This is a genomic window from Donghicola sp. (assembly GCF_025210255.1).
In the GTDB taxonomy this organism is placed as follows: Bacteria; Pseudomonadota; Alphaproteobacteria; order Rhodobacterales; family Rhodobacteraceae; genus Donghicola; species Donghicola eburneus.
Genome location: NZ_JAOARZ010000039.1, coordinates 72570 through 90956, shown reverse-complemented (window position 1 = coordinate 90956; position 18387 = coordinate 72570). Strand labels below are relative to the sequence as shown.

General features: G+C 53.3%; 15 protein-coding genes and 1 pseudogene. 9 read left to right on the top strand and 7 right to left on the bottom strand.

All coding sequences use genetic code 11. From position 1 onward, the window contains the following. The 3 genes and pseudogenes from N4A58_RS17835 to N4A58_RS17825 form a co-directional block, all read left to right on the top strand. A partial coding sequence (locus N4A58_RS17835) for an integrase core domain-containing protein (RefSeq protein WP_293712134.1) occupies nt 1–295 on the top strand: 295 nt, incomplete at its 5' end. Between the two features lie 29 nt (nt 296–324). Next, a pseudogene (locus N4A58_RS17830) lies at nt 325–939 on the top strand (transposase); the annotation flags it as partial. Between the two features lie 284 nt (nt 940–1223). Further along, nucleotides 1224–1490 (top strand): hypothetical protein, encoded by a 267-nt coding sequence (locus N4A58_RS17825; RefSeq protein WP_134079708.1) that lies wholly within the window; start codon nt 1224–1226, stop codon nt 1488–1490. Between the two features lie 257 nt (nt 1491–1747). Here N4A58_RS17825 and N4A58_RS17820 read toward each other — a convergent pair whose 3' ends face one another. The 3 genes from N4A58_RS17820 to N4A58_RS17810 form a co-directional block, all read right to left on the bottom strand. Beyond that, on the bottom strand, nt 1748–2314 hold the full coding sequence (locus N4A58_RS17820) for a hypothetical protein (protein WP_293712125.1): 567 nt from the start codon (nt 2312–2314) through the stop codon (nt 1748–1750). After that, entirely contained in the window at nt 2315–2770 is a 456-nt protein-coding gene (locus N4A58_RS17815; RefSeq protein WP_293712122.1) for a Panacea domain-containing protein, read from the bottom strand. A gap of 519 nt (nt 2771–3289) precedes the next feature. Then, nucleotides 3290–4045 (bottom strand): AbiV family abortive infection protein, encoded by a 756-nt coding sequence (locus N4A58_RS17810; protein WP_293712119.1) that lies wholly within the window; start codon nt 4043–4045, stop codon nt 3290–3292. A 394-nt stretch (nt 4046–4439) separates the two neighbouring features. Here N4A58_RS17810 and N4A58_RS17805 point away from each other — a divergent pair, with 394 nt between their 5' ends. Further along, complete coding sequence (locus N4A58_RS17805) at nt 4440–5648, top strand: DUF3644 domain-containing protein (RefSeq protein ID WP_293712116.1); 1209 nt, start codon at nt 4440–4442, stop codon at nt 5646–5648. Nucleotides 5649–5863: 215 nt separating this feature from the next. Here N4A58_RS17805 and N4A58_RS17800 read toward each other — a convergent pair whose 3' ends face one another. Beyond that, nucleotides 5864–7564, bottom strand: coding sequence for an IS66 family transposase (locus tag N4A58_RS17800; RefSeq protein ID WP_293712113.1), 1701 nt, complete (start codon nt 7562–7564; stop codon nt 5864–5866). Nucleotides 7565–8056: 492 nt separating this feature from the next. Between N4A58_RS17800 and N4A58_RS17795 the strand changes: the two genes are divergently transcribed. Genes N4A58_RS17795 through N4A58_RS17780 form a run of 4 tightly spaced genes read left to right on the top strand, consistent with a single transcriptional unit; the run spans nt 8057 to nt 14619 of the window. Continuing rightward, nucleotides 8057–9595 (top strand): class I SAM-dependent DNA methyltransferase, encoded by a 1539-nt coding sequence (locus N4A58_RS17795; RefSeq protein ID WP_293712110.1) that lies wholly within the window; start codon nt 8057–8059, stop codon nt 9593–9595. Continuing rightward, nucleotides 9592–10698: a restriction endonuclease subunit S gene (locus tag N4A58_RS17790; protein ID WP_293712107.1), complete on the top strand. Its 1107-nt coding sequence runs from the start codon at nt 9592–9594 to the stop codon at nt 10696–10698. Before N4A58_RS17795 ends, N4A58_RS17790 begins: the two co-directional genes overlap by 4 nt. Next, on the top strand, nt 10691–11200 hold the full coding sequence (locus N4A58_RS17785; RefSeq protein ID WP_293712104.1) for a hypothetical protein: 510 nt from the start codon (nt 10691–10693) through the stop codon (nt 11198–11200). Before N4A58_RS17790 ends, N4A58_RS17785 begins: the two co-directional genes overlap by 8 nt. A gap of 23 nt (nt 11201–11223) precedes the next feature. After that, a complete protein-coding gene (locus N4A58_RS17780; RefSeq protein ID WP_293712101.1) occupies nt 11224–14619 on the top strand; it encodes a DEAD/DEAH box helicase family protein in 3396 nt (1131 codons plus the stop codon). A 2-nt stretch (nt 14620–14621) separates the two neighbouring features. Here N4A58_RS17780 and tnpB read toward each other — a convergent pair whose 3' ends face one another. Both tnpB and N4A58_RS17770 read right to left on the bottom strand, forming a co-directional pair. Then, on the bottom strand, nt 14622–14939 hold the full coding sequence (tnpB, locus tag N4A58_RS17775) for an IS66 family insertion sequence element accessory protein TnpB (RefSeq protein ID WP_293712098.1): 318 nt from the start codon (nt 14937–14939) through the stop codon (nt 14622–14624). Between the two features lie 29 nt (nt 14940–14968). Then, nucleotides 14969–15379: a transposase gene (locus tag N4A58_RS17770; RefSeq protein ID WP_293712095.1), complete on the bottom strand. Its 411-nt coding sequence runs from the start codon at nt 15377–15379 to the stop codon at nt 14969–14971. A gap of 127 nt (nt 15380–15506) precedes the next feature. Here N4A58_RS17770 and N4A58_RS17765 point away from each other — a divergent pair, with 127 nt between their 5' ends. Further along, nucleotides 15507–15728, top strand: a complete 222-nt coding sequence (locus N4A58_RS17765) for a hypothetical protein (RefSeq protein ID WP_293712092.1) — start codon at nt 15507–15509, stop codon at nt 15726–15728. Nucleotides 15729–16006: 278 nt separating this feature from the next. Here the strand turns inward: N4A58_RS17765 and N4A58_RS17760 are convergent, their stop codons facing one another. Next, complete coding sequence (locus tag N4A58_RS17760) at nt 16007–18301, bottom strand: arginine/lysine/ornithine decarboxylase (protein ID WP_293712089.1); 2295 nt, start codon at nt 18299–18301, stop codon at nt 16007–16009. Nucleotides 18302–18387 lie beyond the last annotated feature (86 nt).

Below are 18387 nucleotides of genomic sequence, written 5' to 3'. Positions count from 1 at the left end.
GCAATATGCTGCCGCGTCACATCGGAGAATACTGAAAACACATGGCTTATTCGGTTCGATGAGCCGACGCGGCAATCCCTATGATAATCCTTACGCCGAGAGCGTGATGAAAACACTCAAGGTTGAAGCGGTATACATGGCAGATTACCAAAGCTTCGAAGACGTAGTCTCTGATCTACCCAGTTTTATTGAAACCGTTTACAACGAAAACAGGTTACATTCGGCTTTGGGCTACAGAAGTCCCAACGACTATGAGAAACAGCACGCACCGCTCTGGACACAATCAGCTGCTTAGATTGTCCAGTTCCAGGGGCGCACTCCACACATGACATCTCACCCGTCGCTCTGGAAGCTGTGAAGCGGATCGACGCGATCTTCGATATCGAGCGCGAGATCAATGGCATCGAAGTAAACGCCCGTCTTGCCATTCGACAGGAGCGATCCAGGCCCCTGGTCGAGGATTTATTCGTTTGGTTCCGCGATGAGCGCACGCAAATGTCGAAACATAACAGCGTCGCAAAGGCCATCGACTATCTGATGCCGCCCAAGGGCGAGAGATGGGAGGCCTTTACCGCTTTCCTTGATGATGGGCGCATCTGCCTGACCAACAGTGAGCATGTGAATGCCACCGGTCCGAATGAACATGCGAACGCAGAGCGCGCCCTGCGCGGTATCGCATTGGGCAGAAAGTCATGACTCTTTGCTGGATCCGAGCGCGGCGGCGACAGGGCGGCCTTCATGTATACTCTCATCGTCTCGGCAAAGATGAACGACATTGATCCACAGGCTTGGTTGGCTGATGTTCTCGCCCGGCTGCCCGACATGCCGATGTCGCGGGTGCAAGAACTCCTCCCTTGGAATTGGACAGTAAGCGGTGCATCTAGTTCCGGACTTATCCCACTTCTCACCCACAAAAGCGTTCCCTATATTGGCGCGTAGCGCCAATACGAACTGCCGTTTTCTACGATTTTCCGATTCGGGGGTTTTCTATTCCGGCTTTTGGTCCACCACTCTCGGTCAGAGTGACGAGCTGGATATTCGCACATATTGAATCTTAGCTTGCCGGAGACGCCGATATTTGATGGTTGCCTCGTTTCGGCTTTTTCGGCCCAAAGCCGCCTTCCTTTGATTGCTCCAAATGCAGCAACCGCATCCCGCTTTGCGGACATTGGCTTCTGTGATCAGTGCTTCTATCATCAGCTATAGCTTCAGGAGGCATTAAGATGGAACGCGAACCCAACCTAGTGATTTCCAGCGCCTCACGGCGCATCGTTGAGGATGGCGTGCCATTCAAGGTGGACATTTACAAACTCGAAGGCGGGGACGGTTGGTCGCTGGAAGTTGTGACTGAAGACGGGACATCGATTGTTTGGGATGATCTCTTTGAAGACGACCGAGCCGCATTCGAGGAGGCAACCAAGACCATTCGCAGTGAAGGTGCGGTTGCCTTCGCCAACGGTGGCTCAAACGTCATCCCCTTCAAGCGGTAGGGACGGCCCTTTCCGGGCATTGAACCGGCTACTCAACGCCGCAGTGCAGCTTCACCGGAGCAGACATTCGTCGATCGCGCAGCAACTGTTGAAGATCGAAGTCGGCAATGCGCAGAGGCAGGCTTTGCAAAGTCGAAACTGAAGTCCCGTCAGCATTCAATCGGTCGAGAAAACTCACTGGGTCTCAGAGATGGGCGGTACAGTTTGCTTAGTGAGCGCCGACCCAAATGCGAATACCGGTCATACGCTCAGAATGCTCAACCCTTTTCCGTCGGATAAATCTGGTGTTCAGCATCCCACCACACGACGAAGAAGACTTGACCCTGTCGAACGCCCCAAATGCGTTGTTTGCCCCCCACTCGGAACCGAAAGAGTTCCTCCTCTGTGCGGTCTATTTCCATCCAGCGTTCTTGGGCTTCATTGCATAGGCTATCCCACGACTGGGGATGATGCTTCTTGTGACGCTTCTTCCCGCCCGTCGTTTGAGCCAGAATTTCCGCCCAAGTAAGTTGACTCATGTCATTCATGGCCAACCTAATGGCACAGCCAGCACCTTCTTTCGCCTCTGTAGAACACCAGTTGCGCTCTTGGCCCCATGACCACCCTCCATCACGATCAGCATAGTCGAACAACTTGAAGGACATCTTCATTTGCATGATGCTTTCAGGTGATGCAGCAACGCGGACTGACTTGGAGTCATCAGGCTCGACTAATATGCGCGGTGTGCTATCAGCCTTGACGGCTTCCACAAACCGGGCCTTCTTCTCATTTTCTTTGATTTGTTTCTCGACCTTGCGGGCTATCCGCGCTTCCCGGCGCCCCATTTATGCCTTCTCAGGCTCACTACCCAGCCCAGAATAATACTCGTGCATGTCAGAAAGCGTGATCTGCTCTTGGCAGTTCTGTCCATCTGCAACGCCCGCTCGCGCCCGCGCTTGCTGCCAAGGGGCTTCAAGATGTGTCAAATCACTCAACCACTGTGCCGACTTCGCCCCATAGAATCTCATCACTTCATCGATGGTAGCTTTTTGGCTCTCATTGAGGTTGGCAGGGTTACCTTGGATCGCACCGGGGCCGACCTTAAACTTCCCCCTATGGCAGGCATAGAGATCAGGGCTGACCGGACCGTTCGCCCACGCCTCGATAGCCTCGTCAAACAAAGGGGTCTCGTCCCATACGAGGGACCAACATTGCGAGTAATAGACGAGCTTCTGCAACTTCATCGCAGTCATCTCGCCGCTCTGCTCTAAGATATAAGCTGCGGCGTCACAAACGGTCATATCTTCCTCCAATGGCTGAGCATATGGCCCGAACTGTATACCAAGTCAAATAACGATATGTTTCTCAGGTCTCACTCGGCAGATCCGCAGATTGTGTATCTTTCAAATCCTGCGATTTACTCATCGGCGGGCGTTGGGCAGATCGCTTCAAGTATCCAGGTCCCAACCTTCTCTGCTAACTGAAGTGGGCGATGGTACGCCATAATGAGTGTCGGCTTTGGGCTGAGAGCGGACTTGCGGCGGCGCAGCGCCGGAAGTGTCGCTGATAGTCGGCAGATGTCATTACCGGCCCTTTCCGGACATTCGCGCGAAGGGCCAACGCCTCAATGTAGCTTCCCCGAGCCGGCCATTAATGCCGCAGTGCAACACGGTCCGCGTGCCGAGGTCGGTAGTGCGGCCTCAACTGCCGTTCGGCACGTGTAAATAGATAGCTGCTGCCAGAGATCTTACAAAAACCTCCTCATCGGAAGCATGATACATGCTGAGCGACTGCCACCGTTCGTTTTGGCATGTGAACGCTTAATCCGTCGATTTTATGACCATTGACCGAATTTCGCCGAGCACACGAGCCGCGTCCCTGTCGCCCTCGTCCACTGCAGTAAGGAGTTCACTAAGTGGCGAATAATCTTGAAAATAGGCACCGTTCTCAAGCAGATTCAAAACACGGGTGGCAGCCCAGAACCAACGTTCCGCATCAATTCTCTTCACGTTATCAGGGGTTGAGATAACGGACAACTCGGCATCGGTGTCGAGGTAAAGGCCCGACTGTCGGATCCTCTCCAGCTTTCCATCTCGGACCGCGTCAACAACTTTTGAAAGCCAGCGCTGCTCAATTCCGAAAATCTGAATTTTCTCGTCAGACATGGCCTGCAACTGTGGAAGAAGCTCAGAATGCAGGTCAATTCGCAGTTCAGGACTAATTGGCGGCAATGGATTCTTGCTGCCGGGCTTGAAGTCGGCGGCGGCAAAATGGTCACTAATCCTACTATTAACACCTTTCAAATCAAACTCGTATTTTTGCATAAAAGAAGCGGGGATTACCAAAGTCGCCATTTCATGTCGGAAACTATGGTGACTTTTGTGTTTTGGTTTCTTCCAATCGTTTTCGATTATGTGGCCTTTGCCTGCCTCTTCGAATGCCAGTATGGAAAGGCTAAGCGCAGAACCTGCGCTACCGCTCGTTTGCAAGATCCGAGCATCTTGCAAAAGACGCTTTACGTTGGCGATCACCGCTGCGAGCGCCATTGCCTTCGCCTGGCCTACCTTGTTGTTCATTCTTTTTCCAATCGCCAACCCTACCACGCGCCAGCATTATAAATGCCGGATTGGTCGGCATATCCACCAGAAACATGCCCGCAATCCATTCTTCATTTTTAAGGCGTTACCGTGAGCAACGTTCGCTATCGTTGCCCGACCCGCCGTTGGGACCGGCCCCTTTCATACATTCATAAGGTGATCCGTAGCTACGGCGCAGTATTCTCAAGCCGTTATTTCGAGGGGGCTCGCGGCATTACCCAACGGGCGCGTTCGCGCAGCGCTCACTCAGGAGGCACTCAGCTCTAGGGTGTAAAGGCCCCTTGGCCATGGAGGCTTGTTCTGCATAAATGAGAACTTGGGTCGGCACGCAAACGCGGGGCTATTCGCAATGTGGTCTCTACAGAGGTGATGTATGGTCGAGGAAGAGCCGCCGAAGAAGAAAGTTAAAAGGCGCAAAGGCAACACCCTAGAAAGATGGGAAATCGCATTGGTCAAGACGATGCTCGGCAAAGATGAGTACAACGACCAAGATATTCTGGCGTATTTCACTCGGCCAACGCGGTCGGTGAATCATCGGCTCATCGGTGAAATTCGAACTGACGCGAAGCACAAGGCAGTCAAAGCTGCGCCAGATGAGGATCTTGAAGCGTTTCTTGCAACTTGGCCCGACATCGACCACGAAACGGGCTTAAGCGTTCGTGGAGATGAACTACTGATCAAGGCCCGAGAGGCCATGATCGCTGCCGTCCAAACTTTTAACGCTGGCGGGCTCACGTTCCGATCCGAACTCTTCATAGTAACTGCGATCATCGCCTGGACATACCTTTTGCACGCTTGGTTCAAGCGCGAGGGCGTCGACTACAAATACCCCGGTAAGAAAACAAAGGCAGGTGAAGACAAGTACTGGGACCTTGGGCATTGCTTGAAGCAAGGAAAATGCCCTGCAAAAGATGGCATCGCCAAGAACCTCGAGTTTCTAATTGAAATTCGACACGAAATTGAGCACCGGACGACGAGCCGAATTGATGACGCCCTCGGCGCAAAGCTTCAATCTTGTGCGCTGAATTTCAATGACCTCCTCAAGAAGGAATTCGGCGCTCAGTATGGCCTAGAAAAACGTCTCCCCATTGCGCTCCAGTTCGTCTCTTTCGGTACCGAGCAGATTTCTGCCTTGAAGAAAGCATCTGGGCTGCCAAAGAGCCTTGAAACGACTATCGATGCATTCGAGAACGGGCTGACCGACGAGCAGATGAAGGACCCAGCTTACAGAATGTCCTACGGTTTCGTGCCAATGTCAGCTAAAAGGCCAGGTGCAGCAGACGAAGCTGTATTGATCGTTCCCGCGGGGAGCGACGAAGCGAATGAAGCCGCGAAGATAATCTTGAAGGAGGTTAACAAGACTCGCTTTCCACCAAAGAAAGTGGTTGAGAAAGTGAATGCTGCGGGCTTCCCAAATTTCAAAATGCGCGATCATACAGAGCTTTGGCAGGACCTTGATGGTAAAAACCCCGGAAAGGGATACGGTTGCAAAGGAGATTATAAGGGGACGTGGGTTTGGTTTGACCGGTGGGTCGATCGGGTGATTGAGCATTGCGAGCAAGAAGGAGAGAGATATCGGTAGGGTTGCGTGCCGTGCTTATCAGCTCTTTTCTGCCTATCTTAGACTTTTGCGCATTGTGTAGCGAATGACTGCTTCCCGCCGATCGCGCTGTTCGCTAAACATAAAAGCAGCAATATTAGCGGGAAATTTAGCCGAACGGCATTACCCACACAAAGTGCTCTTGCGTAGGTAATAGGCGCTCGCCGTTTGTGCCGCTGGCCATTTTCATTGGACGGCTATTGCAGAATCTTTTTCATGAGTTCCACGTGCTGAGGGTCTTTTGCATCTTCAAGCTTTTTGAAATCCCAAGGCATTATCCCCTCGGTCCGCTCTTCCAGCGTTCGTTCCGTATCTGTCCTTTTTTCATCAAAGCAAAAGTACAACCAATGAAGGTATCGGCGTGGGCAAATCCGGTTGGCTTCACTTGTCGCAACAAGGCTTGAAAAGCACATCCATGCCTGCGCTCCGCCCTCACTGCCCGCGTGCAAAGAGTTCTTTCGGATAATCGCAATTCGTCGAATTGCGCGTTCTGCAGCATTATTGTCAATTTCTATCTCTCCCCTCTCAAGGAAAACCTTCAGTTTCTCTTCGTGCTTCAAGAAGTATGAAATGGCATCACCCAGAGTCGACTTCGGGTCTACTTTGAGTGCCGCTAACTCTAGGTGGGACTTTATTTTCTCAAATATCGGCTTTGATTCTTTCCTTCGGCGTCTCAGGCGTTCGGAAGAACTCATCCAAGCAATTTCCTTCTCTACTTTGTAGAGATTTTCGTACAACTCAATAATCACGTCAGAGATTTTATTTGGAGCTACTTTACTTGCATCTACGAACCGCCTTCGCGCATGGGCATTGCAATTTGCAAAAGTTGATCCAGGGCTACTTTTTTCGCTATAGACGGGGTTTCCATCTGAAACAAGAACATCAGGGGAGCACTGTAGAACAAATTTCGCATCGTTAATCGACTTACCTTTCGTAAATTGAAATAGAACGATTGGCTTTTCTGAGTGATCGGCAGTTCTCGTATAATTCGTCTCGACCCAAGCCGCTCCATTCGCGTAAGCAGAAATATCTGTATCAAATGCTGGAAGCCTGGTTTCATCTATAGAAATCGCTGTGCATTTTTTTAGTTCAGCTTTAAATCTTTGCGCAATGATGTCTAGGTGCTTAGCGGTTTTATTCACTTGGCGACAAAGGGCGGAATCCGTGAGCTTGATCCCCAAACTTTGCCATGCCTGCTCTTGGCGGAAGTATGGCATTCCACTGAAAAATTTGTCCGCGACCGTCTCTGCCAAGAATGAGGTGTCAAACGAACATTTCCTTGCCAAGAAACGGCGGGGTGCGGTCGTCGACCAGGAACAGTTCTTACACTCGTATCGTTCGTAACGCTCAACCACTTTCTTATATTTAATGCTGGCTGTGATGCGCGGCGTCTTCTTCCATCCAGAACTCCTGACGGGAAAGCCGCAACCTGGCTCTGGGCAGTGAGATATCTCAAGTGCTGTATCCCGTATCTTAGTATCCAACCCCTCAGGGAGTTTAGAGCTTTGCCTGCCTGCGCTTGTCCGCTCGCGCCGTAGGCTTGTGTCGTCAAACAACCCTTCCTCTTTTTCTTTGTAATTGGCCGCGGTCATTTTTCCTTCCTTTTCATGCTGCTGTTGAGTTGCCTGAATGGAAGGCATCTGATGCGCCTCAGAAGTTGCACCAAAACGCTTGTACCGATCCTTTTTGCGACCTTCTTGTAGGCGTATAATCTCGTTTGCCAATTCGCTTGACAGTTCTTCCGCTGCTTTGAGTTTGTGCTCGACCTCAATATACTTGCCCTCAATTTCGTGGAACGACATGTCCAATTGAGATCTGAGCGCCTGGAAAGGTATGATATACCGCTCAGGCAGTATATTTTCGAAGATGTCGATTGCCTCGATTAATTCAGGTGTCATTTCAACAAGAACTTATTGCGGGACTTTGCAGTTTGCTCTGGGCTCGTGTTTCATGAGCGACGCAGCATCGTGTGGAGTAGAGTTCTGAGTTCATCTCTCTGGCCATCTAACCATCAGGAGTCCGCGTTTAGTGATTTCACGTTTCCGATTCGGCTTAGAGCAACGGAATCGCGGTATGCAATAGGTGGATTTCACACACTGCCCTTCGAAAACGTGCGAGAAATGTTTTTTAATTTTACGTGCAATAACGAGTTTAAGCGGGGCAATGTATGTATCGCCAGAAATCGTGAGTGTTTACATGGCGGAACTGTAATGAATTAAGATTTTTATTTGGGGGTCGCTTGAAATTTCGACGTGCGAGAAATTCGGAGATTTCCAGAATTAAAATTCAATTATTTATCCAGCATCGAAAATTCGTTGCATCTTGGACACAGTCTTGCGCCTGCCAAATCGTCCTATATTGTCTGCGCAAAAGACTTTTGAGGCACGAACATGCTTACCGGAACCATTCGAAACCAAGTGGATCAGATCTGGAACGCCTTCTGGTCCGGCGGGGTCTCGAACCCGCTTTCCGTGATCGAACAGCTTACCTTCCTGATGTTCATCAAGCGTCTGGACGATCTGCACACCGTCGAAGAGCGCAAGGCCCAGGATCTCGGCATCGAGATGAAGCGGCGCATTTTCCCCGAGGGCACCGACGAAAAAGGCGAGCCCTACGACAACATGCGCTGGTCCCGCTTTAAGAACTTCGAAGCGCGGGAAATGATGCGCGTCGTTGACGAGCACGTCTTCCCTTTCCTGCGCCAACTCGGCGAGGCTGGCTCCTCTTACGGCACTCACATGAAGGACGCGCGCCTCGGCTTCTCGAACGCGAACCTTCTCGCCAAAGTCGTAGAGCTCCTCGACAACATCCCCATGGATGACCGCGACACCAAAGGCGACGTCTACGAATACATGCTTGGCAAGATCGCCAGCGCGGGCACCAATGGCCAGTTCCGCACCCCGCGCCATATCATCGAGCTCATGGTCAACATCATGGCTCCCAAGCCAAACGATGTGATCTGCGACCCTGCGGCTGGCACCTGTGGCTTCCTCGTGGCGGCGGGAGAATATGTCCGCGAACATCACCCGCAAATGCTGCGCAACGCTGAACAGCGCGCCCACTTCCACAACAACATGTTCCACGGCTTTGACTTCGACAGCACCATGCTGCGGATCGGCGCCATGAACATGACCCTCCACGGGGTCGAGAACGCCGACGTCTCCTACCGCGACAGTCTGGCCCAAGAGCATGGCAGCGACGAAGGGGCCTACTCCCTGATCCTCGCCAACCCGCCCTTTGCCGGATCGCTCGACTACGACACCACTGCCAAGGATCTGCTCAAGATCGTCAAAACCAAAAAGACAGAATTGCTGTTCATGGCCCTGTTCCTGCGCCAGCTGCGCACCGGCGGGCGTGCAGCTGTGGTCGTACCTGATGGCGTGCTGTTCGGCTCGTCCACGGCGCACAAGGACATCCGCAAGATGCTGGTCGAGGATCACAAGCTCGACGCCATCATCAAGCTGCCCTCGGGCGTCTTCCGCCCCTATGCGGGTGTGTCCTGTGCCATCGTGATCTTTACCAAGACGAACTCGGGCGGTACCGGCGATGTCTGGTTCTATGACATGACCGCCGATGGCTTCAGTCTGGATGATAAACGCACCCCGCTGCTGGACGCGGCCAAGCTTGGGGCCTGTCCCGCCGAGGCTCTGACGGACGAAGAGCACACCAAGAACAACCTGCCGGACATTCTGGCCCGCTGGTCCGATCAGACGGCCGAGGCCGATCGTCCCCGCACGGCCCAAAGCTTTATGGTGCCCAAGTCAGAGATCATTGCCACCGGATCGTGGGATCTGTCCCTGAACCGCTACAAAGAGATCGAGCACGAAGAGGTCGAGCACGCCGCCCCCGCCGAGATCATCGCCGAGCTGCGCGCACAGGAGGCCGAGATCGCCGCGGGTCTGGATAGGCTTGAGGGGATGTTGGGATGAACTGGCCCGTGGTGCCATTGGGCGAAATCGTAACAAATCTCGACGGGAAGCGAGTTCCACTCAAAAAATCTGACAGAGAAGCAATGAATGGGTCAATTCCCTATTACGGCGCTTCCGGTATAATTGACCAAGTAAATGACTGGCTTTTCGAGGGCCCTCACCTACTTGTTGGCGAAGATGGGGCAAACCTTCTCAGCAGGTCGTCTCCGATTGCCTTTTTGGCCGACGGCCGCTTCTGGGTTAACAACCACGCCCATGTGCTGGCCTTCAATGGCAATGCAGATCTGAAGTACTTGATGTACTACTTGGAAAGCATCGAGCTTTCTCCTTTTGTAACAGGCAGCGCTCAGCCCAAGCTAAACCAGAAGCAACTGAATAGCGTTCCTATCCCCCTCCCGCCGCTGGAGGAGCAGAAGCGGATTGCGGGGATACTGGATCAGGCAGCAGAGCTCTGCCGCCTCCGCACCCGCGCCCTCGACAAGCTCAACACCCTCGGCCAGGCGATCTTTCATGAGATGTTTGGGGATCATTCTTGTCACGAAGAAATGTTAAAGAAACTCGGTCGGATTCAAACGGGGTCTACGCCTTCAACGACGGTCCCTGAATACTTTGACGGAGATATACCATTCGTCACCCCCGGCGACCTAGAGAGCAATAGGTTACCAGCTCGGCACCTCAGTCCCGAGGGAGCCGAAATGTCACGCACCGTTTCTGCTGGGGCGACGTTGGTTTGTTGTATCGGCGCGACCATCGGCAAGGTTGGAATGTCTACCGAACTCAGCGCCTTTAATCAACAAATCAATGCCATTGAATGGTCGGACCAAGTTCTACCCGCTTTCGGATATTTTGCTATGCAGCAAATAAAGCCGGAGATCATTCATAGGGGCAAAGGTGCAGCGACCACACTTCCGATTCTTAAGAAGTCTGAATTTGAGAAGCTCAAAGTGCGTGTTGCAAGTTTGGATCAGCAGAAAATCTTCGTTGATCGAATTGGGGCCATCGGCCCCTTAGTGACCAAGGCCGACCTCGCTCTGAGGAGCAGCGAAACCCTTTTCGCCGCCCTCCAGCACCGCGCCTTCAGAGGGGGACTCGGGGATGTCTAATGGGCTTCACCGACTGACCCTTCCGGGGCCAATGCTAAAGCGTGGTTTTTGGCTCTATGTCTGGGAAGTCAAACGAACGAGTGGTGACCCGCTCTACTATGTCGGAAGAACAGGCGATAATTCCAGTCCACACGCTTCGGCCCCCTATACCAGAATGGGCCAACATCTCGGGACCATGAAAAATCAGAATGCTCTGCGCCGCCAGCTCGGAAACAGGAATGTGGAACTGGCGGATTGCATTGACTTTGAGTTGGTGTCGCATGGCCCGATTTATCCGGAAATCGAACAAGATGGTGCTGACCGCACAACCTTGATGCAGCGCCACGTGCCTTTCCGAAATCAAGTCGGGGCGATGGAAAAGCTTCTTTGTGACGGGATGAAAGCCGGCGGGTACGATGTGATGAATACCGTCAAATGCTCTTGGCAGCTGGACAATGACGGCATCAAGAAATGGGGTACGGCAAAACAGGCCTTCCAACTTGCGTTTCCCAACCTAAAGTAGTCTCACCACGATAGGTTGAGCCCATGTCCCAATTTGCTTTTCTGGGGAAAGAATTCCCCGCTCTGCTGACCACCGCGCGTAAGGCGGAAACGCACGCCCTGTCTGACCCGCGGGGTGCATGCTTCTGGGCCCGCCTGACGCTGGAAACCACTTTGAAGTGGCTCTACCAGACCGATCCGGCGCTAAAGCGCACCTACAACGACACGCTCGCGGCTATGATCGCCGAACCCAGCCTGACCAAGCTGACCGGCCCCGCCATCGTGACCAAGGCAAGGTACATCAAGGAGCAGGGTAACCGCGCGGCCCATGACATCGGTAAACCGCTAAGCGCGCAAGACGCTGCCTCGACCGTGCGCGAGCTGTTCCATGTGTGCTATTGGGTCGCCCGCACCTATGCAAAAACGGACAAACCTGATCCCGCGCTGTCCTTTGACATGAACAAGCTGGAGAAGTCGCTGACGATCAGCGCCAGCACCGTCGCGCAAATCCAGCAGATCGAGGCAGAGGTCAAAGCCGAGCGGAAAAAGGCTGCTGAGGCCGAAGAGGCCCTGCGCGCCTCGGAAGAGGGCCGTGCCAAACTGGACGCCGATTTGGAGGCCGCTCGGGCGGAACTGGCCGCGTTGCGGAAGGCCAACAACGCCGTACCTGATGACCACGATTACAACGAGGCGCAAACACGCGACAGCTTCATCGATCTGCTTTTAGCCGAAGCCGGATGGGCCTTGGATCAACCCCGCGATCGTGAGTTTCCGGTCGAAGGGATGCCGAGCCAATCCGGTAAGGGTTTTGTCGATTACGTGCTGTGGGGGGACGATGGCAAACCTTTGGCCGTGATCGAGGCGAAGCGTACGAAGAAGGACAGCCGGACAGGACAACAACAGGCGAAGCTTTATGCTGACTGCCTGGAAAAGGCCTACGGTCAGCGGCCGGTGATCTTCACGACCAACGGGTATGAACACTGGATCTGGGACGATCAAGCCTATCCCCCACGCGGGATTTCCGGGTTCCTGAAAAAGGATGAATTGCAGCTGCTGCACCAACGCCGCGCGAACATCCAGCCGCTGGCCCGTGTAGACGTCGACGCAGAGATCGCAGGGCGCCATTACCAACAGCGCGCTATACGGCGGGTTGGAGAGGCCTTCGAAAAACATGCGCAGCGTAAGGCGCTGCTCGTCATGGCCACCGGCAGTGGCAAGACCCGGACGGTCATCGCGCTGATTGATCAGTTGATGCGTGCCAACCGAGTGAAGCGGGTGCTGTTCCTTGCCGACCGCATTGCGCTGGTGAAGCAGGCGCACAGCGCGTTCAAGGCGCATCTGCCGTCCTCCCCCTGCGCGAACCTCCTTGAGCGCCACGATAGCAAGAAAAACGACCATTCCGGCGCGCGGGTTTGTCTGGCGACGTATCCGACGATGATGGGGCTGATCGAAGAAATGAAGGGGGGCGAAAAGCGTTTCGGCCCCGGACATTTCGATCTGATTGTGATCGACGAAGCCCACCGCTCGGTCTATCGCAAGTACCGCGCCATTTTCAGCTACTTCGACAGCCTGTTGGTCGGCCTTACCGCCACACCACGGGACGAGATCGACAAAGACACTTATTCCCTGTTCGGTCTGGAGAAGGGCGTTCCCACTGACTCTTACGATCTGGATGACGCGGTCGGCGATGGGTATCTCGTGCCGCCAACGACCATCTCTGTACCCCTCAAATTCCAGCGGGAGGGTATCGATTACAACCAGCTCTCCGATGAAGAGAAGGAAGAGTGGGACGCGATCGAATGGGACGAAGATGGGAACGAGCGCGACCGCGTCGAAAGCGCCGATCTGAATAAGTGGCTCTTTAACGAAGACACCGTGGACAAGGTTTTGGAGCACCTGATGCGAAATGGCATCAAGGTCGCTGGCGGGGATCGCCTTGGAAAGACCATCATCTTCGCCAAGAACAGCAAGCACGCACAGTTCATCGTAGACCGCTTCAACCTGAACTACCCACACTATAAGGGCGAGTTTGCCAAGCTGATCGACTACAGCGTCAGCTATGCCCAATCATTGATTGACGATTTCTCCGAGAAAGAGAAATGCCCGCACATCGCCGTATCGGTCGACATGCTGGATACTGGTATCGATGTTCCTGAAGTCGTGAATCTGGTGTTCTTCAAGATCGTCCGCTCCAAGACCAAATTCTGGCAGATGGTCGGTCGTGGTACGCGCCTTTGTCCCGACCTCTTTGGACCGGCGGAGGACAAAGACCAGTTCGTCATTTTTGATTTCTGCCAGAACCTCGAATTTTTCAAAGAAAACCCCAATCCAATGGATACGGCTTCCGCTAAGCCGATCGGCGAGCGGCTGTTCGGCGGACGCGTCGAGCTTATCGACGCTTTGAGCGGATCTGATACGCCGCATGACGAGCTGATATCAGCGACGAAAACGCGTCTCTATGATGAAGTCCTTGGTATGCCCCTCGACAACTTCATTGTGCGTGCCAAACGCCGTAGCGTTGAGCGCTTCCAACAGAAGGCGAATTGGGACACGCTCGACCTCGACGCTAGGATCGCGTTGATTGATGATGTTGCAGGCCTGCCGACTGCCTACGAAGACGGCGGCTTGCCAGCCAAGCAATTCGATCTTCTAATCCTTGCGACGCAGCTGGATCTTCTGAAGCAGGAAGGAAGTTTCAGCCGGTTGCAGACACGGATCATTCAGTTAGCGTCAGCTCTCGAAGAGCTGTCGAACGTGCCGATCGTTGCGCAGCAGCTTGATCTGATCCTGGAAATCCAGTCCCAAGAATTCTGGGAAGGCATTACACCTGAAATCCTTGAAAAAGTTCGTCTACGTCTCCGCAATTTGGCTGAACTGATCAAGCCGACGCAGCGGAAAATCGTCATCACAGACTTTGAGGACGAGATCGGAACCGGCACCGAAGTGCCTATGCCCGAGGTTGGCAGTGGCGTGGACAAGGCGCGCTTCAAGATGAAGGTCAGGCAGTTCATCGAAGCCCACAAGGATCACATTACGCTGATCAAGGTGCGCAGAGGCGAAGCACTCACCAAACAGGATTTGGAAGAGCTAGAGCGAATTCTGATTGAACAGCAGATCGCAGATGGTGACATCATCAAAGGGCTTCAAGAAGAAGGTGGACTCGGAAGGTTCCTTCGCTCTTTGACTGGTCTCGACCGCTCTGCAGCAAAAGAGGCTTTCAGTCAGTTCGTGGCGGCCAATCAGTTAGAAGCTGATCAGAACGAGTTCTTAGACCTCGTGATCGATAGCTTGACCGAAAGTGGCATCGTTGACCCCGCCACCTTCTATGAAAGCCCGTTTACTGACTTTGATGACATGGGCATTGCGGGCATCTTCAACCGCGACCAAGCTCAGGAGATCATTAAGATTGTGCGTTCGTTGAACGAAGCGGCGGCAGCATAACTCTACGCCACCGCAGGCTTGGTCAATCGGGGCGGGACCACTCGGCGCCAGTCAATGCCCTCGAAGAGGGCCTCAAACTGCGTTTTGCTCAGGTTGAAGGTTCCGCCAGACAGGGCGGGCCAGACGAACTTCGACTTATTTAAGCGCTTGTGGATGAGGACCATGCCAGTCCCATCCCACAGCAAGACCTTGATTTTGTCGCCAGACTTCGATCGGAAAACAAAGAAGGCTCCGGAGTATGGATCCAGATCGAAGGAATTCGCCACGTGCGCCGCGAGACCATCGATGCCTTTTCGGAAGTCCACTGGCTGCGTGGCCATGAAAATCCTGTATCCATTTGCTGGAAAGATCATTGGGCACCCCGGATAGCTCGCACGATCGCTTGAAGGCTTTTCATCTGAATATCGCCGGGAAACTCTAGAACTAAGTCAGCGTAGGTTAGCTTGCACATAGCCCTAGGTTGCGCCTCAGCCACTTCAGATGTCTCAACGGCTTTAGTCTCCGTTGCTGCCTCGGCCACGGTAACTGGGGCAAAATTTGTCTCTGGTTCTTTCCGAAATTGGCGGATCGATTTCTCTTTGGTGCTCCAACGCCGAACCAAATTCTCATTTGCCCCGATCTCTTTGGCGATAGCTGAACAGAGGAAGCCCTCATCAAGAATTTTTTGAACCGCAACAGCTCTTAATTCTTTAGGCCATTTGAACCGCCCACTTGGCGATGTCGGCACTTCGAAGCCCCAAACAGTTTTGATCGCAGACATTTTCTAACTCTCCGCAAGAAATCCGCGTCAGACTATGCCTGCCAACTGCCGACGCAAGTTTTTCAGTCCGGAACTAGATGCACCGCTTACATTGGACAGCTCGATCCCTCACACAAGCCGCGTGACGATGCAGCTCAACAAGGTTCATTCCGTCAAAACCATCGAGCGCGTTGCGGCCGAACTCGGAGAAACTGTTGAGCTGATATTTGAACTAGCGATCGATATGGAAACCGAAGACGGCGTCATATGGGTCTATGGCCTCGGCGACGACGGTGTCATCGCATTTACTCCGTTCGGGATCGAAAACCTGCAAGAGCGCATCGAAATGCATCAACGCCGCGCACATTGACCTCGCCGCGGCCTACGCCGAATTCTCACGAGACATGCAAAACGCCTTTGGAATACTTGGAAGGCGCACCTGTTCACAACGCTTCAGATGCTTCACCGGAAAACTCTCTGGACCGCAACTATCTTTGTCCGCCGGAGATTGCTTTTCAAAGAGGAAACCCGTCGCTTATCGTATCTTGTCACGAGTCTTGTGCGATTATGCGAATTAAGATCCTAAGCAGATGCTCGCACTAAGTCTCTCTTTTGAGGTCTACTTTCAACACTCGGGAATAAAAGCCCCTATTCCTGACGAACGCAATCCGCAAAATATTGCATTTTGCCGTCTGCATCCCGTTCTTGTACAAGGCCGTGGATATCCGTTTCAAACCCTGGACATTCACGCGCAAACTCACGGTTGAACTTTAAATATTCGACAATTTTGCGATTGAAGACTTCCCCCGGGATCAGCAATGGGATGCCCGGCGGGTAGGGGGTTACAAGTGAAGTGGTAATGCGCCCTTCGAGATCATCAATTGAAACACGCTCGGTTGTTCGGCGCGCAATATGAGAATAAGCATCCGACGGCTTCATCGCTGGCTGCAAATCACTTAGGTACATTTCAGTCGACAGCCTCGCGACATCGTATTTCGAGTACATTGCGTGCACGTGTTGGCACATATCGCGTAGACCCATCTGCTCCCACCGCGGTTGTTTGGCAGAGAATTCAGGCATGACGCGCCACATGGGCTGGTTCTTGTCGAAATCGTCCTTGAACTGCTGCAGCGCCGCAACCAGGGTGTTCCAGCGACCTTTGGTTATGCCGATCGTGAACATAATAAAGAAGCTATAGAGCCCTGTTTTCTCAACAACGACCCCGTGCTCAGCCAGATATTTCGACACAATGGATGCCGGAATTCCGGTCTCTTCGAAACGGCCGTCAATGTTCAGGCCGGGGGTAATAATGGTCGCTTTGATCGGGTCAAGCATATTGAACCCTGGCGCCATGTCCCCAAAGCCATGCCAACTGTCCTCGCCATCAGATGCGTTTACGCCCTCGGCATCGGTCTTTTTCAGTTCCCAATCCTTAGCGCGGCCCATGCCTTCGTCAGCCAGTTCCTCGGGGCCCCAAACCTCGAACCACCATTCGTCCTCACCGAATTCCTCGTCCACTTTGCGCATCGCACGGCGGAAATCGAGCGCTTCGTCGATGCTTTCTTCGACCAGCGCGGTTCCACCCGGAGGCTCCATCATCGCGGCGGCCACATCGCAACTTGCGATGATCGAGTACTGGGGCGAGGTCGACGTGTGCATCAAGTAAGCTTCGTTAAAGAGATGCCGATCAAGCTTGGTTTCTTCGGCATCCTGAACGAGCACGTGGCTTGCTTGACTGATACCAGCCAGCAATTTGTGAACCGACTGGGTAGCATACGTCACCGATTTCTTAGTACGGCCGCGCTTGCGGCCCATCGCATGGTACGTCCCATAAAACGGATGGAAAGCCGCGTGGGGCAGCCATGCCTCGTCGAAGTGTAGGTTCTCGACGTATCCATCAAGCATGCTTTTGATCGTTTCGGTGTTATAAAGAACGCCATCATAGGTCGACTGGGTCAAAGTCATCACGCGCGGTTTGACGCTCTCGGGGTCTACGCCTTCGAGCAAGGGGTTCGCACGGATTTTGGCTTTGATCGTGTCTGGATGGAACTCGGATTTCTGGATAGGTCCAATAATCCCCCAATGGTTCCGTGTCGGCTTCATAAAGACCGGGATAGCGCCAGTCATGATAATCGAATGCAGGATCGACTTGTGACAGTTGCGGTCTACAACGACAACGTCGCCTGGCGCGACAGTGTGATGCCAGACCATTTTGTTGCTCGTCGAGGTCCCGTTTGTCACAAAAAAGCAGTGATCCGCATTAAAGATCCGCGCAGCATTTCGCTCTGATGCGCCAATAGCGCCGTTGTGATCCAAAAGCTGCCCAAGTTCTTCGACCGCGTTGCAGACGTCAGCCCGCAGCATATTTTCGCCGTAGAACTGATGGTACATTTGTCCGATCGGTGACTTGAGGAAGGCCACACCGCCAGAGTGCCCCGGACAATGCCAAGAGTACGATCCGTCTTCTGCATAGTCGAGCAATTCGCGGAAGAATGGTGGTTGGATCCCTTCGAGGTAGCTTTTGGCCTCTCGGATGATGTGGCGCGCCACGAATTCAGGCGTGTCTTCGTACATGTGGATGAAGCCATGCAATTCGCGCAGGATGTCATTCGGCAGATGGCGCGACGTTTTTGTCTCGCCATAGATGTAGATCGGCACGTCCGCGTTTTTCCAACGCACCTCTTCAATGAAGGTTCGGATATTCAGAACAGCTGGATCCAGATCGGGGCCGGGCGTGAATTCCTCGTCATCGATTGACAGAACAAAGGCGCTCGCACGGGACTGTTGCTGCGCGAACTGCGACAGGTCGCCATAGCTGGTAGCCCCAAGAACTTCGAAACCCTCTTCCTCTATCGCATTGGCTAAGGCGCGGATCGCAGATCCGGACGAATTCTCGGACCGGAAATCTTCGTCAATGATAACAATGGGAAAACGGAATTTCATGGAAGTCTCCTACCGGCGCACTTTGTGCCTTGCATAGGGTGGGGGCGGGGCCCGCTGAATCGATAGCCTTGGAAAAGACTTCTCTC

Coding starts and splice junctions, on each gene's coding strand:
- N4A58_RS17825 (WP_134079708.1), top strand. CDS start 1,224: ATGGAACGCGAACCCAACCTAGTGATTTCCAGCGCCTCACGGCGCATC.
- N4A58_RS17820 (WP_293712125.1), bottom strand. CDS start 2,314: ATGGGGCGCCGGGAAGCGCGGATAGCCCGCAAGGTCGAGAAACAAATC.
- N4A58_RS17815 (WP_293712122.1), bottom strand. CDS start 2,770: ATGACCGTTTGTGACGCCGCAGCTTATATCTTAGAGCAGAGCGGCGAG.
- N4A58_RS17810 (WP_293712119.1), bottom strand. CDS start 4,045: ATGAACAACAAGGTAGGCCAGGCGAAGGCAATGGCGCTCGCAGCGGTG.
- N4A58_RS17805 (WP_293712116.1), top strand. CDS start 4,440: ATGGTCGAGGAAGAGCCGCCGAAGAAGAAAGTTAAAAGGCGCAAAGGC.
- N4A58_RS17800 (WP_293712113.1), bottom strand. CDS start 7,564: ATGACACCTGAATTAATCGAGGCAATCGACATCTTCGAAAATATACTG.
- N4A58_RS17795 (WP_293712110.1), top strand. CDS start 8,057: ATGCTTACCGGAACCATTCGAAACCAAGTGGATCAGATCTGGAACGCC.
- N4A58_RS17790 (WP_293712107.1), top strand. CDS start 9,592: ATGAACTGGCCCGTGGTGCCATTGGGCGAAATCGTAACAAATCTCGAC.
- N4A58_RS17785 (WP_293712104.1), top strand. CDS start 10,691: ATGTCTAATGGGCTTCACCGACTGACCCTTCCGGGGCCAATGCTAAAG.
- N4A58_RS17780 (WP_293712101.1), top strand. CDS start 11,224: ATGTCCCAATTTGCTTTTCTGGGGAAAGAATTCCCCGCTCTGCTGACC.
- tnpB (WP_293712098.1), bottom strand. CDS start 14,939: ATGGCCACGCAGCCAGTGGACTTCCGAAAAGGCATCGATGGTCTCGCG.
- N4A58_RS17770 (WP_293712095.1), bottom strand. CDS start 15,379: ATGTCTGCGATCAAAACTGTTTGGGGCTTCGAAGTGCCGACATCGCCA.
- N4A58_RS17765 (WP_293712092.1), top strand. CDS start 15,507: ATGCAGCTCAACAAGGTTCATTCCGTCAAAACCATCGAGCGCGTTGCG.
- N4A58_RS17760 (WP_293712089.1), bottom strand. CDS start 18,301: ATGAAATTCCGTTTTCCCATTGTTATCATTGACGAAGATTTCCGGTCC.